The organism is Kitasatospora sp. NPDC101155 (assembly GCF_044768305.1).
Classification (GTDB): domain Bacteria; phylum Actinomycetota; class Actinomycetes; order Streptomycetales; family Streptomycetaceae; genus Kitasatospora.
Genome location: NZ_JBIWPN010000006.1, coordinates 373,288 through 388,330, shown reverse-complemented (window position 1 = coordinate 388,330; position 15,043 = coordinate 373,288). Strand labels below are relative to the sequence as shown.

Annotated in this window: 12 protein-coding genes, 1 tRNA gene and 1 pseudogene; 8 read left to right on the top strand and 6 right to left on the bottom strand. The window is 71.0% G+C overall.

Annotation, left to right across the window (positions count from 1 at the left end):
- Positions 1-490 (bottom strand): ATP-binding protein (locus ACIRYZ_RS12515; protein ID WP_402942650.1); only part of this gene is annotated, 490 nt, incomplete at its 3' end.
- Positions 491-651: 161 nt separating this feature from the next.
- Here ACIRYZ_RS12515 and ACIRYZ_RS12510 point away from each other — a divergent pair.
- The 5 genes from ACIRYZ_RS12510 to ACIRYZ_RS12490 all read left to right on the top strand — a co-directional run bounded on the left by ACIRYZ_RS12510 (position 652) and on the right by ACIRYZ_RS12490 (position 3,333).
- Positions 652-1,464, top strand: a complete 813-nt coding sequence (locus tag ACIRYZ_RS12510; protein WP_402942647.1) for a helix-turn-helix transcriptional regulator — start codon at positions 652-654, stop codon at positions 1,462-1,464.
- Positions 1,461-1,661 (top strand): DUF397 domain-containing protein, encoded by a 201-nt coding sequence (locus ACIRYZ_RS12505; protein ID WP_402942644.1) that lies wholly within the window; start codon positions 1,461-1,463, stop codon positions 1,659-1,661. The genes ACIRYZ_RS12510 and ACIRYZ_RS12505 overlap by 4 nt, the downstream gene beginning before the upstream one ends.
- Before the next feature lie 211 nt (positions 1,662-1,872).
- On the top strand, positions 1,873-2,730 hold the full coding sequence (locus tag ACIRYZ_RS12500) for a hypothetical protein (protein ID WP_402942642.1): 858 nt from the start codon (positions 1,873-1,875) through the stop codon (positions 2,728-2,730).
- Positions 2,731-2,966: 236 nt separating this feature from the next.
- Positions 2,967-3,043, top strand: a tRNA-Met gene (locus ACIRYZ_RS12495).
- A gap of 47 nt (positions 3,044-3,090) precedes the next feature.
- The gene (locus ACIRYZ_RS12490; protein WP_402942639.1) at positions 3,091-3,333 is read left to right on the top strand and encodes a hypothetical protein; all 243 of its coding nucleotides are present in this window, start codon (positions 3,091-3,093) and stop codon (positions 3,331-3,333) included.
- Positions 3,334-3,622: 289 nt separating this feature from the next.
- On the opposite strand, the gene ACIRYZ_RS12485 is transcribed toward ACIRYZ_RS12490, so the two are convergent.
- The 4 genes from ACIRYZ_RS12485 to ACIRYZ_RS12470 all read right to left on the bottom strand — a co-directional run bounded on the left by ACIRYZ_RS12485 (position 3,623) and on the right by ACIRYZ_RS12470 (position 8,400).
- The gene (locus tag ACIRYZ_RS12485) at positions 3,623-4,183 is read right to left on the bottom strand and encodes an ATP-binding protein (protein WP_402942636.1); all 561 of its coding nucleotides are present in this window, start codon (positions 4,181-4,183) and stop codon (positions 3,623-3,625) included.
- Between the two features lie 139 nt (positions 4,184-4,322).
- Positions 4,323-5,543, bottom strand: coding sequence for an Ig-like domain-containing protein (locus ACIRYZ_RS12480; RefSeq protein ID WP_402942633.1), 1,221 nt, complete (start codon positions 5,541-5,543; stop codon positions 4,323-4,325).
- Between the two features lie 191 nt (positions 5,544-5,734).
- Positions 5,735-6,994 carry an Ig-like domain-containing protein gene (locus ACIRYZ_RS12475; protein ID WP_402942630.1) on the bottom strand — a complete coding sequence of 420 codons (1,260 nt, stop codon included), beginning with the start codon at positions 6,992-6,994 and terminating at the stop codon, positions 5,735-5,737.
- A 167-nt stretch (positions 6,995-7,161) separates the two neighbouring features.
- Positions 7,162-8,400, bottom strand: coding sequence for an Ig-like domain-containing protein (locus ACIRYZ_RS12470; protein ID WP_402942627.1), 1,239 nt, complete (start codon positions 8,398-8,400; stop codon positions 7,162-7,164).
- 327 nt (positions 8,401-8,727) lie between these two features.
- Here ACIRYZ_RS12470 and glgX point away from each other — a divergent pair, with 327 nt between their 5' ends.
- Positions 8,728-10,938 carry a glycogen debranching protein GlgX gene (gene glgX / locus ACIRYZ_RS12465; protein ID WP_402942624.1) on the top strand — a complete coding sequence of 737 codons (2,211 nt, stop codon included), beginning with the start codon at positions 8,728-8,730 and terminating at the stop codon, positions 10,936-10,938.
- On the opposite strand, the pseudogene ACIRYZ_RS12460 reads toward glgX, so the two are convergent.
- Positions 10,939-11,133, bottom strand: a pseudogene (locus tag ACIRYZ_RS12460) (Crp/Fnr family transcriptional regulator); the annotation flags it as partial.
- Positions 11,134-11,256: 123 nt separating this feature from the next.
- Between ACIRYZ_RS12460 and ACIRYZ_RS12455 the strand changes: the two are divergent.
- On the top strand, positions 11,257-13,077 hold the full coding sequence (locus ACIRYZ_RS12455) for an ABC transporter ATP-binding protein (protein WP_402942621.1): 1,821 nt from the start codon (positions 11,257-11,259) through the stop codon (positions 13,075-13,077).
- Positions 13,074-14,960 (top strand): ABC transporter ATP-binding protein, encoded by a 1,887-nt coding sequence (locus tag ACIRYZ_RS12450; protein WP_402942619.1) that lies wholly within the window; start codon positions 13,074-13,076, stop codon positions 14,958-14,960. The genes ACIRYZ_RS12455 and ACIRYZ_RS12450 overlap by 4 nt, the downstream gene beginning before the upstream one ends.
- Positions 14,961-15,043: the final 83 nt, after the last annotated feature.

Below are 15,043 nucleotides of genomic sequence, written 5' to 3'. Positions count from 1 at the left end.
TTTCGACGCCAGGTAAGCCATTGGGCCCAGGAATAACCTCCGAATTCCTCCCGGCTCTACCGGGAATACAACCAGGCGCTTTCAGGGCGCACTCGCACCAGGTGGTCTTGCCGACGTAGCCCTCGCCGCGCGGGTGGGCGCCCCAGGAGGTGGCGAGGGCGGCGACGAGTTCGAGGCCTCGGCCGGACTCGTCGTCGCGGGCGGCCTGGCGGAGGGCCGGGAGCTCGGGGCTCGCATCGGAGACTTCGATGCGGAGCACGGAACAGGTGGGGAGGAGGACCCGGACGCCGATCAGACGGTCGCGCGGGGTGCGGGCATGGCGGCAGGCGTTGGTGACGAGTTCGCTGAGGAGGATCAGGGCGGTCTCTGCGGACTCGACGGGCACCTCCCACTCGAAGGCCTGCCGGAGGAGGCGGATTCGGGCACGGCCGGCGCTGCGGGGGTGGGTGGAGAACATCCACTCGACGGCATCGACGGGCTGAGTGATCATCAAAGTCCTTGGACGCGTACGGAAGGCTTCACTCGCAAGGACTGAGTTCTGCCATTTCACCCTTCAAGAGTCGGTAGACGGGCTTAGCCTCGGGAGTAACACCGCTGGTACAGCGCGAGCTTGTAGCGCCCTCTGACCAGGGCAGGGAGGAGCGCCGGGCAATGAGCACGCCGAAGGAAAACCCGATGTCGTGGAAGTACTGCGGCAATCAGGTCAAGCGGTGGCGCGAACAAGCCGGCGTGACCCGGGAGGCGCTGAGCAAGGCGGCCTGCTACGACATCGAAAGCGTGCGGTCGATGGAGGCGGGGCGGCGGAAGCCGTCGCTCAAGCTCCTTCAGGTGGCGGATGAACTGTGCGGCGCGAAGGGCATGCTGGTGGGAGCGGTGGAGTTCCTGAAGCCCGAGAAGTTCCCGTCCTACTCACAGGGCTACACGGATGCCGAAAGCACGGCGATCGCGATCCACACGTACGAAGCCCTGCTCGTCCCGGGATTGCTCCAGACCGAGGAGTACGCCAGGGAGTTGATCAGCCACGCCTGCCCGCCCCTGGACGACGAGACGGTCGAGGTTCGTGTCGCGGGCCGAATGCAGCGCCAGGAGAAGCTGACTAGCTCACCGCCGGTGCTGTTCGGGTTCGTGATCTACGAAGCAGCACTGCACGCAAAGGTCGGCAGCCCGGACCTCATGAAGAGGCAGCTCGCACACATCGTCGAGATGAGCAACCTGCGCAACGTCGTAGTTCAGGTGCTCCCCGCAAGCCGCGCGGCATACCCGGCTCTCACGGGCCCCATGATCCTGCTGGAGACCGCCGACCACGAACAGCTGGCCTACGTGGAAGGACATCGAACCGGCGTACTGCATGCCGATCCTGACAAGGTCAACGTGATCACACAGCGGCATGGCATGATCCGCATGCAGGCCCTCAGCACCGAGGAGTCCGTAGAGTTCATCAGGAAAGTCGCGGAGGAGCTATGAGCGCCGGAGCCGACTGGTTCAAGTCCAGCTACAGCAACGACGAGGGCGGCGCCTGCGTCGAAGTCGCCGCCTCCCCTGCCGCCATCCACGTCCGGGACTCCAAGGACAAGGCCGGCCCGACCCTCACCTTCTCCCCCGAGGCCTGGTCCGCCTTCGTCTCCTTCGCGCCCGAAGCTCAAGCAGCGCGAGTCGAGTGACCCCCTAATGGAACGGTGGGGTAACCACCTTCCAACCACCCTCGCACGCAGCAGATATGACTTATCGTCACGACTACGCCACAGCCGGTTCCCCCGTGTAGCGTGCGCACTAATGAATCAGCCCCCGCCGGTGCGTCAACACCGAACGGGGGCCTGACCGGCACGATCGAAAGCGACGTTCGATCCTGTGGCTACCCACGACTCTACCGCCATGGCCGCGCCCGGGTACGGCAAGCAGTCCGCCCCGGAGCAACTTCCCCGCTCCGCCCGAGACTTCTCCCACCTGCCGGCGCGCGAGGCCTACCTCGCCTCCCTCATCGACCACCTCCCCGACGGCGCCGCCATGGACGCGAAGACCCTCGCCGTCCTGCAGCCCCACTACGGGCAGATGGCCGTCCGCACAGCCCTCACCAGGCTCTCCACCGCAGGTCACCTGCGTCGCGTCCGCGAGCGCATCGACTCCAAGGACTGCCGGTGGGTGTTCCGCACCTACTTCTCCCGGACGCCCCGCTCCGACGCCTGGTGGACGCACTTCCTCGCCACGGGCGAGGCGTCAACGTCCGGAGCGCCCGATCCCCCCAAGGGGCGAACGCTCAACCGCACCTCCCCCACCTCGGCCGCCTACGCCGCCCTCGCCGGCCTCGGCCTCGCGGACACCCGGCTCGCCCTCTCCGCCGCCGACTGCACGGCCCTCGAACCGCTCGCCGCCGAGTGGCTGGCCCGGGGCACCACGCTCGCCCTCTTCACGGCCGCGCTCACCGCGAACCTCCCGCCCGACGTCCACAGCCCCGCGGCCTTCACTCGCCGCCGCCTGCTCGACAAGATGCCCCCGGAACGCCCGCTCCCCCAGCAGCAGCCCACCCGCATCGTCGAGTGCACCGACTGCCGCACCCCCTGCCGCCCGCACGCCCTCCTCGGCGGCCTCTGCCGCGCCTGCCGAGGCAGCGACACCTTCAAGACCCCGCCACCCCACCCCGGCGCCCTCTCCCCCGCCGCCGTCCATCGCCATGCCGCCCGCATCCGTCATGAGCTCGGGGGCAGCAACACCCCAGCTCTCCATGCTCGTTGACGGAGGCCGGCCTGGCGGGCCGGGCCCGGCCGATCGGTGACCTGGCTGTCGACTACTGGGGTGGCGCCTGCCGAGAGGGCCTCAGGTGCGACTTCCGGCGGGACTACGGCGACTGCTCGCCCCGCCCTTGTCCAGCTGGCGCCGACTGCGCGTGAGTGGGCCGAGTGCAGGGTCTGGCTCGCTGGAAGAAACTGATTTCGTGTTGGCGCGGTTGTCGCCTAGAGTGGTCTCACCGACGCGGGGTGGAGCAGCTCGGTAGCTCGCTGGGCTCATAACCCAGAGGTCGCAGGTTCAAATCCTGTCCCCGCTACCACCAGGGCCGGGGCCGGCGCGTGATTGCGCCGGCCCCGGCCTTGTTCGTTGGTCAGTTCGCTACGCGAGCAGGATTGCGCCGAGGGCAAGAACAGCCATCGGAGGGGCGGGGCGCATCGGCCCGCCCCTCCGCCAACCGCCCGACGCACAGCCCCGGCCGCGCCGGGGCCGGCCATCGGGATCACCGTCCTCTACCCGTACCTGCGGGAGTCGCTGCACAGCACCGCGACGAAGCTCGGCGTCGACACCCCGATGCGCTCGCTGCGGAACCCCTGGCGGACGCCCGAGTAGGCCAACCGCGCCAGGGATCATGAATATTCACAGGTGGCGGCGTTAACCTATGCAAAATCTAAAGGTGAAGTAGGTTACAAACCTTGCAATCCAAGACGCCTGGTTTGCCCATATGCTGAGATCCGTGCGATAGTCAAGACATCGAACTTCGGCGGGCCCGACCTGGCACTGCCGACGCCCATCGCGCGGCACGCACCCCCTTGGTCGGCGCGATGACTTGCAGGGGCCCCCATCCGCCGGAACACGGCGAACCGGGGGCCCTGCGCGTATCCGGAACCGAAAGCGCGACTCAGTGCCGCTCGCGCACCCGCAGCTCGAACCAGACGCCCTTGCCGCGCGGCAGCAGGTCCGCACCCCACCGGTCCGCGAGGTCGTCGACGATCTTCAGCCCGCGGCCGCGCTCGTTCACCGGCCTGGCCTCGGCGAGGATCATGCAGGGCAGCGCCCGCGAGGAGTCGCGGACCTCGATCCGCAACCACCCGGGCTTACGGCTGACGTGCAGGCCGATGGTGCGCCCGGCGGCGTGCCGCACCGCGTTGCTCACCAGCTCACTGGTGAGCAACTCCCCGGCCTCCAGGAGCTGGTGGAGGTCCCAGGACTCCAGGACGTCCAGCACCAGCTTGCGGGCCACCGGGCCCGACTCCGGCCGGGACGGCAACCGCACCTCGTTCGGCGCGGACTGATCGCACAGCCTGCCCGAATACATCTCCCGCAGCTCCCGGGAACTGAGCCGCTCCAGCGCCGAGAGCGCGCCCTGGACATCGATCCAGGACGCGCTCTCGGCGACCACGCCGGCCCCGGGAACCGATGACTGATCTGTTTCGCCCCAACCCGCCATGCGGACCATCATTGCGGAACGCAAGCGGCCGCGTACGGACAATGAGCAAAGGATCTCTCCCGGATCGGCATATGCCCGGGGCAGGAAAGCAGTCAACCCGGGCCTGCACTCGTCAAGCCCGGGTTGACCTCAACACGCCCCTACCTGGCGATTACCACTGACTCCACGGCACGTTCCAGCCGCTCAGCCCGTTCGCCGGGTCGAGCGTCTCCTTCTTGGTGGAGTTCTTCACGATCACCACGTCCCCGACCATCGAGCCGTCGTAGAACTTGCCCATCGAGGTGCCGTCCCCGCCGCCCTTGACGTCCCGCAGGCCCACGCAGCCGTGGCTGACGTTGTCCTCCCCGAAGGCGTCGCTCCAGTAATTGCCGTGCACGTACGTCCCGCTGGTGGTCAGCCGCATCGAGTGCGGCACCTGCAGGTCGTACGGCGAGCCGGTCATGCCGGGCAGGGTGCTGGACTGCATCCGCACCGTGCCTTCCTTGGACATGATCACCATGGTGCCGTTCCAGGTCGGGTGTTCGTCCGAGCCGGAGGTGATGTCGATGTCGCTCGACTGCCCGTCCCGGACCACCGTCATCTTGTGCGCGGCGGCGTCAACCGTCGAAACCTGGGATCGCCCGATAGTGAAGGGCTCGTCCCGGTCGGTGCCGTACACCCCGGGGGCGATCTCCACGCTCTTGAGGCGGTAGTGCACCGTCACCTTGGTGCCCGGCTTCCAGTACTGCTCCGGGCGGAGGTCCAGCCGCCGGTCGTCGAACCAGTGGCCCTTGACCGCGGTGCCGTCGCTGGTCTCGAAGGTGATGCCCTTCGCGACCGCGTCCTTGTTCTTGACGTCCTTGCTGAAGTCCACCGAGACGATCATGCCGACGCCGTACGTGGCGTTGTCGTCCACGTTGTCGGAGGCCTTGGCCAGCGCCTCCGGGGTCAGCGTGGTGAAGCTGCTGTCCGCCGTGGCGACCACGCCGTTGGCGTCCGCGGCCATCGCGCTGACCTGGTAGGCGGTGCCCACCGAGAGGCCGGTGGACGGGGTCCAGCTGGAGCCGTCCGCGGCGATGGTGCCGGCGACCTCCTTGCCGGTCTTGTCGCTCACCTTGACGGTGGTGAGCTTGCCGCCGGTCGCCCCGATCTTGAGCGCGCCCGGCGCCACGTCCACCGCGCCGCTCTTCGGCTCGATGCTCACCGTGGCCGCCGACGCCTTCGGCGCCGAACTGGCGGGCGCCGCGGCGGGCTTGGAGGCGGCCGCGCCGGCCCCCAGGTCGGCCTTCGCGGCGCTGCCGCCCCCGCCACCGCTGCCGCCGCCACAAGCCGCGGTCAACGCCATCGCCCCGCCGACCAGACCGACGGCCACCACCCTGCGTATCGACCTCACGTCGACTCCCTCCCTCAGAACTCCCCGTGGACCCGACGGACCGGCGGACCCGACGCACCGGCGGACCCGACCCGTATACGCGCCCGGCCACCGGAAAGGTTGCGCCATTCGAGGGGCTTCTTGCCCCAAAAACCGAGCAGCCCGAACCCCAACGGGTGAGGATCGGGCCGCTCGGTGACAAACCCGCCGATCTACCAGCTGGCCCAGTCGACGTTCCAGCCACCAAGCCCGTTGGAGGGCGAGACGGTTTTCTCCTTGGTGTTCACGATCTTCACGACGTCGCCGACCATCGAGTCGTTGAAGAACTTGCCCGCGACCGAGCTGTCACTGCCACCCTTCTCGTCCGCCATCGAGATGCAGCCGTGACTCTTGTTGACCTTGCCGAAGGGGGCGGGGTCGGCCCAGTAGTTGCCGTGCACGAAGGTGCCGGAGGAGGTCAGCCGCATCGCGTGCGGGACGTCCTTGATGTCGTACTCGCCGCCGAGGCCGACGGTGTGCGAGTCCATGTGGGTGACCTTGTCCTTCTCCATGATCACCATCGTCCCGCCCCAGGACGGCGTCGCGTCCGCGCCCAGGGTGACCGGCACGGTGGTGCTCTTGCCGTCCCGCTCGACGGTCATCTGGTGCGACTTGGCGTCCGCGGTGGAGACCATGGAGCGGCCGATGGTGAACGGCTCATCCTTGTCCACGTCCCCGTACATGCCCGGCGCGACCTCGACGCTCTTCAGCCGGTACTTGATGGTCACCTTGGTGCCCGGCTTCCAGTAGTTCTCCGGGCGGAAGTCCAGCCGGTCGTCGCCGAACCAGTGGCCCTTGACCGTGGTGCCGTCGCTGGCCTCGACGGTGATCCCCTTCACGACCGCGTCCTTGTTCTTGACGCCCTTGCTGAAGTTCACCGAGACGATCATGCCGACGCCGTAGGTGGCGCCGTCGCTGATGTTGTCGTTGGTGGAGACCTTCTTCTCCGGCATCAGCGTGGTGAACGAGGTGGTCGACGCGGACACCAGCCCCGTGTCGTCCTTGGCCTGCGCGTTCACCTTGTACGCCATCCCGACGGCGAGCGCCGCCGCGGGCTTCCAGCCGCTGCCGTCCGGGGTGATCGCACCCTCGACCGGCTTGCCGTTCTTGTCGGTCACCTCGACCGTCGTCAGCTTGCCGTTGGAGACGGACACCTTCAGCGCGCTCGGCGCCACGTCCTGGGCGCCGTCCTTCGGCTCGACCGCGAGCACGGCCGCCGAGGCCTTCGGCGTGGCCGCGTTGCCCCCCGGGGCGGCCGTCCCATTCGCGTCCGCGGACGCCGTCGCGGCGGCGTCCCCCGAACTGCCGCCCTTGTCGTCGTTGCACGCCGCCGTGAGCAGCAGCACCCCACCCATGACCAACGCCATCGCACCCCTGCGCCCGTAGCGGTTGGTGGTGCGTATCGCGGCGCCGGCCGCCTTACCCGTCTTCACGGAATCTCCCCTCCCGGTGTCCACTCTCTTGACGCGCTGAGTGCCCCCATGAGTTGCACCGGGTGTCGATCTTTCACGCCGGGCCTCGACGCGCCGGAGCAGGATAGCTGGGCCGTCCGAGTGAAAACTCAGGGGAGGTGGGTGGAGCGGAGGTGAATCACCGGTGACTACCGCAGGGCGCTCCCGGCCACCCACTGCTCCCACGGCACGTTCCAGTCACCCAGCCCGTTCGACGGCGGCACGAAGTCCCCGGCCGAGGCCTTCACCTCCACCACGTCCCCCGGGACGGTGTGCTCGAACAGCCAGCCCGCCGGGGTGTCCTTGCTCGTGCCGCCCTTGGCGTCGGCCAGGCCGATGCAGCCGTGGCTGGTGTTGGCGGTGCCGAACACCCCCGGGTCGGCCCAGTAGTTGCCGTGCAGGAAGGTGCCGGAGGCGGTCAGCCGCATCGCGTGCGGGACGTCCTTGATGTCGTACTCGTTGCCCATCCCGACGGTCTGCGAGTTCATCCGGGTCACCTTGTACTTCTCCGACACCACCATCACGCCCCGGTAGGTGGGGTGGTCGGGGCTGCCGCCGGACACCTTGAGCACCCGGACCACCTTGCCGCCCTGCCCGGCCCGAACGGTCAGGGTGTGCGCGTCCAGGTCGACGGTGGAGACCTGCGCCCGGCCGACGGTGAAGTGCAGGTCCCGGCTCTGGGAGCCGAACACGCCCGGCGCGCCCTGCACGTCCTTGAGCCGCAACGCCACGGTGACCTTGGTGCCGGCCGTCCAGTACTGCCGCGGGCGGACGTCCAGCCGCTGGTTGCCGAACCAGTGCGCGGCCACCGGCACCGGCGGGTCGGCGGTGACCTGGACGGCCTTCTCCACCGCGGCCCGGTCGACGATCGGACGGCTGAAACGCAGCGAGACCGGCATCCCGACGCCGACCGTGGAGCCGTCCTCCGGGGTGAAGAAGGCGACGAAGGTGTGCGCCCGGGGGACGGTCGAGAACGCCGAGTGATGAGCCGCCCGCTGGCCCTGGTCGTCCTCGGCGACGGCGTCCAGGGTGAAGGCGGTGCCGAGCGGCAGCGGGCCGTCCGGTGCCCAGGCGGCACCGTCCGGGGTGATCGTGCCGGGCAGCTCGGCGCCCCTGCCGTCGGCCAGCCGGACCGACAGCAGCCGCCCCTGGGCGACGTTCACCCGCACCGGGCCCTCCGGAGGCACGTCCTGGGCGCCGTCCGCGGGCAGCGCGGTGAGCACCGCCCGGGACGGCGGCGGGGGCGGGGTGTACGAGGCGCCGGCCGCTCCGGCCGCATCCTCGGCGGGCGCGCCCGCCGGGCCGCCGCCACCACACCCCGTGAGCAGCACCAGGCACCAGCCCGCCACCCCCACCCACCGCGCCCACACCCCAACTCGGCGCCGCATCCCGGGGCCTCCCACTACTCGGTTCCGACGCCGGGAACAACGAGGGCCGTCCCAGCGGGGACACGCCAGTCACCCACCCCGTGGGCGCGCGCGCTTCGCCCCGCGCGCCCACCCCAAAACCCACCCCCACACCCGCGCCCGCCCACCCCCGGAGCGGCCACCCCCGGAGCCGCCCCCGGCCACCCACCCTCCCGAAAGCCACCCCCACACAAACACCCCCACCCCGCCATCCGCCGGTAAGCCCCCGTTCAGCGGCTTCCTCCCCCCGCAATCCGGGAAAGAGAAGGTGAACGGGTTCCGGGACACCCCGTTCAGGGAGGGACGGCCATGGCGTCAGGGCAGGAGCTGGAAGCCGGGGTACAGCCGGGCGGCGACCTGCGCCAGACCGAGCCACCGTGGCCCGGCAGCTGGCAGCCGCTCGGCGCCCGCTTCCGGACCGGTCAACTCGGCGGCGCGGGCACCAACTTCGCGCTCTGGGCGGCCGGCGCCGAGGCCGTCGACCTGTGCCTGTTCGACGAGGACGGCCGGGAGAGCCGGCACCGCCTGACCGAGCAGGACTTCCAGATCTGGCACGGCTTCCTGCCCGGCGTACGCCCCGGCGCCCGCTACGGCTTCCGGGTGCACGGCCGCTGGGACCCGTGGACCGGCGCGCGCTGGAACCCGGCGAAGCTGCTGCTCGACCCGTACGCCCGCGCCGTCGACGGCTGTTACACCTCGCACGACGCCGCCTGCTCCGCCGTCCGCAACTGGCCGGAGGCCGACGTCGCCGACACCGTCCGGGACAACCGCGACTCCGCCCCCTACGTGCCCAGATCCGTGGTCGTCCACGATGACGACGACTGGTACGACGACCACCGCCCGAAGACCCCGTGGGCCGAGACGGTGCTCTACGAGCTCCACGTCCGCGGCTTCACCATGCGCCACCCCGACGTCCCGCCCCACCTGCGCGGCACCTACGCCGGCCTGGCCCACCCCGCCGCGATCGCCCACCTCACCCGCCTCGGCGTCACCGCCGTCGAGCTGCTGCCGGTGCACCAGTACGCCAGCGAGGACCACCTGCAGGCCCGCGGCCTGGTCAACTACTGGGGCTACAACACGATCGGCTACTTCGCCCCGCACGCCGGCTACTCCTCCTCCGGCTCGCGCGGCGGCCAGGTCGGCGAGTTCAAGCGGATGGTCCGCGCCCTGCACGCCGCCGGGATCGAGGTGATCCTCGACGTGGTGTTCAACCACACCGCCGAGGGCGCCGAACTCGGCCCGGCGCTCTCGCTGCGCGGCATCGACAACGCCGCCTACTACCGCCTCGCCCCGCACCGCCCGCGCGGCTACGCCGACTACACCGGCTGCGGCAACACCCTGGACACCCGCCGCCCGCAGGTGATCCGGCTGATCACCGACGCACTGCGCTACTGGGTCACCGAGATGGGCGTGGACGGCTTCCGCTTCGACCTCGCGGCCGCCCTGGCCCGGGGCACGGACGGGGTCGACATGGAGCACCCCTTCCTCGCCGCCGTCTCCCAGGACCCGGTGCTCAGCCGGGTGAAGCTGATCGCCGAGCCCTGGGACGTCGGCCCGGGCGGCTACCAGGTCGGCGGCTTCCCCCCGCTGTGGGCCGAGTGGAACGACAAGTACCGCGACACCGTACGGGACTTCTGGCGCGGCGCCCGCCCGGACGTGCGCGAGCTCGGCTACCGGCTCTCCGGCTCCTCCGACCTCTACCAGCGCGGCGGCCGCCGCCCGTACGCCTCCGTCAACTACGTGACCGCGCACGACGGTTTCACCCTGCGGGACCTCGTCTCCTACGACCGCAAGCACAACGAGGCCAACGGCGAGGCCAACCGGGACGGCACCGACGACAACCGCTCCTGGAACCACGGCGTCGAGGGCGAGACCGCCGACCCCGCGGTCAACGCGCTGCGGCTGCGCCAACTGCGCAACCTGACGGCCACGGTGCTGCTCTCCGCCGGCGTCCCGATGATCACCGCCGGGGACGAACTCGGCCGCACCCAGGGCGGCAACAACAACGCCTACTGCCAGGACGGCGAGGTCAGTTGGCTCGACTGGTCACTGCTGGAGCAGCCCGGCTGGCGCGAGCTGTGCGACCTGACCGCCCGGCTGATCCGGCTGCGCCGCGCCCACCCGGTGCTGCGCCAACGGGCGTTCTTCTCCGGCCGGGCCGCCGCCCCCGGCGGTCAGCCGGACCTCGCCTGGTTCACCCCGCTCGGCAAGGAGATGACCGAGGCGGACTGGTTCGCCCCCACCGCCTGCCTCGGCATGCTGCTCTCCGGCAGCGCGATGTCCGAACGGGACGACGCCGGCCGGCCGACCGGGGACGACAGCTTCCTGCTGCTGCTCAACGCGGGCCGCGAACCGGTGGTGTTCACCCTGCCCGGGGAGCCATGGGCGGCACCGGAGGCCGCGTACGAGACGGTGGTGGACACGGCGGCCGCGGGCACGGGCGAGCCGTACCCGCGGGGCACGGTGGTGCTGGGCGGGCGCTCGCTGCAGCTGCTGCGGGCGCCCGCCCACGTGGGGTGATCAGGCCGGGGCGTGACCGACCTCGACGTTCTCCAGGATGCCGATCGCGTCCGGCACCAGCACCGCCACCGAGTAGTAGGCGCTGACCAGGTAGGAGGCGATCGCCTTCTCGTCGATGCCCATGAAGCGCACGTTCAGGCCGGGCTCGACCTCGTCCGGGATGCCGACCTGGGTGAGGCCGACCACGCCCTGGTTGTCCGAAGTCGGCGTTGCCGAGCAGGCCGAACTCCGGGTTGTTGGCCGGTTCTCGCCGGGTGCCACCGACAGGGGCGAAAAACCGGATGAGAAGTGACGGACTCTCTGCCTACCCTCACCGAGATGGCCGAGAACAGACAAGACGACGCCCCCGCGGCCAGGAGCCACCGCTCCACGGTCCGCTCCCTGCTGCGCCTGTGGCCCTACGCCCGAGCCGTGCGCGGCCGCCTCGCCGTCTCGGTGTCGGCCGCCTCGCTCGCCATGCTCAGCACCCTCGCCGTCCCGATGGTGCTCGGCCGGATCGTCGACGGCCCGCTCGCCTCCCACGACCTGGCCGGCCTCTGGCCGCCGGTCGGCCTGCTGCTGCTCCTCGGCATGGTCGAGGCCGCGCTGTTCTACACCCGCCGGGTGGTCCTCTCCCGCCCGCTGGGCCGACTGGAGGCCGCCATGCGCGGGGACCTCTACGCCAAGCTCCAGCGGCTGCCGGTCTCCTTCCACGAGCGCTGGGGCTCCGGCCAGCTGCTCTCCCGGGCCACCACCGACATGAACGCCATGCGGCTGTTCCTGGCCTTCCCGCTGGTGTTCCTGGTCGTCAACTCCGTGACGTTCCTGGCCGGCACGGTGCTGATGTTCACCCAGGACTGGCGGCTCGCCGTGATCGTCCTGCTGCCCTCCGTGCCGCTGTTCGTGCTCACCCGGCGCTTCGAGTCCGGCTACTCCGGCGCCGCCCGGCTCGCCCAGGACCAGAACGGCGACCTCGCCACCGTGGTCGAGGAGTCCATCCTCGGCATCCGCATCCTGAAGGCCTTCGGCCGCCACCGCTCGATGGCCGAGCACTTCCGCGAACAGTCGCACCGGCTGCGCCACACCGAACTGCGCAAGGCCCACCTGCTCGCCAACCTGTGGGCGGTGATCGTCGGCCTGCCGGAGATCGCTCTCGGCTGCGCCCTGGCCGTCGGCGCCTACCTGGTCGCCCACGACGAGCTGAGCGCCGGCACCCTGGTCGCCTTCCTCTCCACCGCGCTCGCGCTGCGCTGGCCGGTCGAGTCGCTCGGCTGGCTGCTCGCCTACGCCAACGAGGCCGCCACCGCCACCGACCGCTTCTTCGAGGTCCTGGACGAACCCGAGACCGAGGACCGGGGCACCGCCACCCGCCTCGGCGCCCCGGACGGCATCCGCTTCACCGGCGTCCGCTTCCGCTACCCCGACGCCCCCGTCGACAGCCCCGACCTGCTGGCCGGCATCGACCTGCACGTCCGCAGCGGCGAGACGATGGCCCTGGTCGGCACGACCGGCAGCGGCAAGACCACGCTCACCGCGCTGCTCCCCCGGCTGTACGAGACCACCGCCGGCACCATCACCCTGGACGGCCGGGACATCCGCGAGCTGCCCCGGGAGAAGCTGCGCGAACTGGTCGCGGTGGCCTTCGAGGAGCCCACCCTGTTCTCCGCCACCGTCCGGGAGAACGTGCTGATGGGCGCCCCCGGCGCGGACGAGCGGCAGCTGCGCTCGGCCCTCGCCACCGCCCAGGCCGGCTTCGTCGACCAGCTCCCGGCCGGGGTGGAGACCGAGGTCGGCGAGCAGGGCCTGAGCCTGTCCGGCGGCCAGCGCCAACGCCTCGCGCTGGCCCGCGCGGTGGTCGGCGGCCCGGCCTTCCTGGTGCTGGACGACCCGCTCTCCGCCCTCGACGTGCACACCGAGGCCCTGGTCGAACGGGCGCTGCGCGAGGTGCTCGGCTCCACCACCGCCCTGGTGGTCGCCCACCGCCCGAGCACCGTGCTGCTCGCCGACCGGGTCGCGGTGCTCGCGGACGGCCGGATCGAAGCCGTCGGCACCCACCAGGAACTGCTGCGCGACAGCGCGCACTACCGCGAACTGATGTCGGGCGAGGCCGCCCTCGGGTCGGACGGCCCCTTCGTTTCGGACAGGGAGCCCGCCCGATGACCACCATCGTCCAGCCCGCCCAGCCCGAACCGGCCGAGCCGGTCGGGCCGGTCGAGGAGGAGCTGCCCCCGCCCCCGGCCGACGAGGAGGACATCCCCGTCCCACCCGGCGCGCCGAGGGCACTGCTGCGCTCGCTGCTCGGCCCGCACCGGGCCCGGATCGCCGTCGCGATGGTGGTGATCCTGGTCCAGCAGGCCGCGCTGCAGTCCGGCCCGCTGCTGGTCGCGGTGGCGATGGACCGCGGCATCCCGGCGCTGCGCGAGCACGACTCCGGCCCGCTGATCGCGGTGGTGGCCGGCTACCTGTGCTGCGCCCTGCTCAGCCCGCTGCTGCAGTGGGCGTTCATCAAGATCAGTGCCCGGGTCAACCAGGACGTCCTGCTGGAGCTGCGCGGCCGGATCTTCCGGCACGCCCAGCGGCTCAGCCTGGACTTCCACGAGCGCTACACCTCGGGCCGGATCATCTCCCGCGCCACCAGTGACATCGACGCGCTGCGCGAGCTGCTCTCCGAAGGGCTCCAGGAGCTGCTGACCGTCTTCCTGTCGGTCTGTTACATCTCGGTGCTGCTGGTGGTGCTGGACTGGCGGCTCGGCCTGGCCTCGCTGTTCGCCCTCCTGCCGCTGGCCCTGGTCGCCCACTCCTTCCGCACCCGCTCCCGCCGGGTCTACCGCCGCTCACGGACCGCCGCGGCCTCGATGATCGTGCGCTTCACCGAGACCATGAACGGCATCCGCCCGGTGCAGGCCTTCCGCCGCGAGAAGACCAACGACGCCGCCTTCGCCGTGGTCAACTCACAGTCCTCCACGGCCAACGCGGAGGGCTTCCTGGAGCTCGCCCGCTACGTCGGCCTCTCCCGCGTCACCGCCAACCTCTGGACCACCGGCATCGTGCTGTTCGGGGCCTACCTGGTGGTGGACGACGCGCTGGAGCTGGGCGTGCTCACCGCCTTCGTGCTCTACCTGCGCCGCCTGTTCGACCCGATCGACCAGCTGGCGATGTTCCTGAACAGCTACCAGGCCGCCGCCGCGGCGCTGGAGAAGATCGCCGGCCTGCTGGCCCACGAGCCGACCGTCGCCGAGCCCGCCGAGCCTGTGAAGCTGCCGGCGGCGAGCGGGCGAGTCACAACGAGCGGGCGAGTCACAGTCACAGCCCGTGAGGTCTCCTTCGAGCGAACCCGCTTCGCCTACCGCACCGGCAAGGAGGTGCTGCCGCCCTTCGACCTGCTGATCCCGGCCGGGCAGACGGTCGCGGTGGTCGGGGCGACCGGCGCGGGCAAGTCGACGGTCGCCAAGCTGCTGGCCCGCTTCTACGACCCCACCGACGGCCGGATCCGGCTGGACGGGGTGGACCTGCGCGACCTCGCCACCCCCGAGCTGCGACGCGCAGTGGTGATGGTGACCCAGGAGTCCTTCCTGTTCTCCGGCACCGTCGCGGAGAACATCGCGATCGGCCGCCCCGGCGCCACCCGCGCGGAGGTCGAGCAGGCCGCCCGCGACATCGGCGCCCACGCGTTCATCACCGCGCTCCCGGACGGCTTCGACACCGACGTGCGCAAGCGCGGCGGCCGGATCTCCGCCGGCCAGCGCCAGCTGGTCGCCTTCGCCCGCGCCCTGCTGGCCGACCCGGCCGTGCTGATCCTGGACGAGGCCACCAGCTCCCTGGACGTCCCCGGCGAGCAGGCGGTCCAGCGGGCGATGCGCACCGTGCTGGCCGGCCGGACGGCGGTGATCATCGCGCACCGGCTCTCCACGGTGGAGATCGCCGACCGCGTCCTGGTGATGGACCAGGGCCGGATCGTCGAGGACGGCTCCCCGCAGGACCTGATCGACGGCTCCGGCCGCTTCGCCGCCCTCCACCGGGCCTGGCGGGACAGCCTCGTCTAGGAGGCCCCACAGTTGTGCCCGGCCGGGTGCGCCGTCACGCACCCGGCCGGGCCGCCGGCTCGGAGAACGCGGCCAGGGCGGCC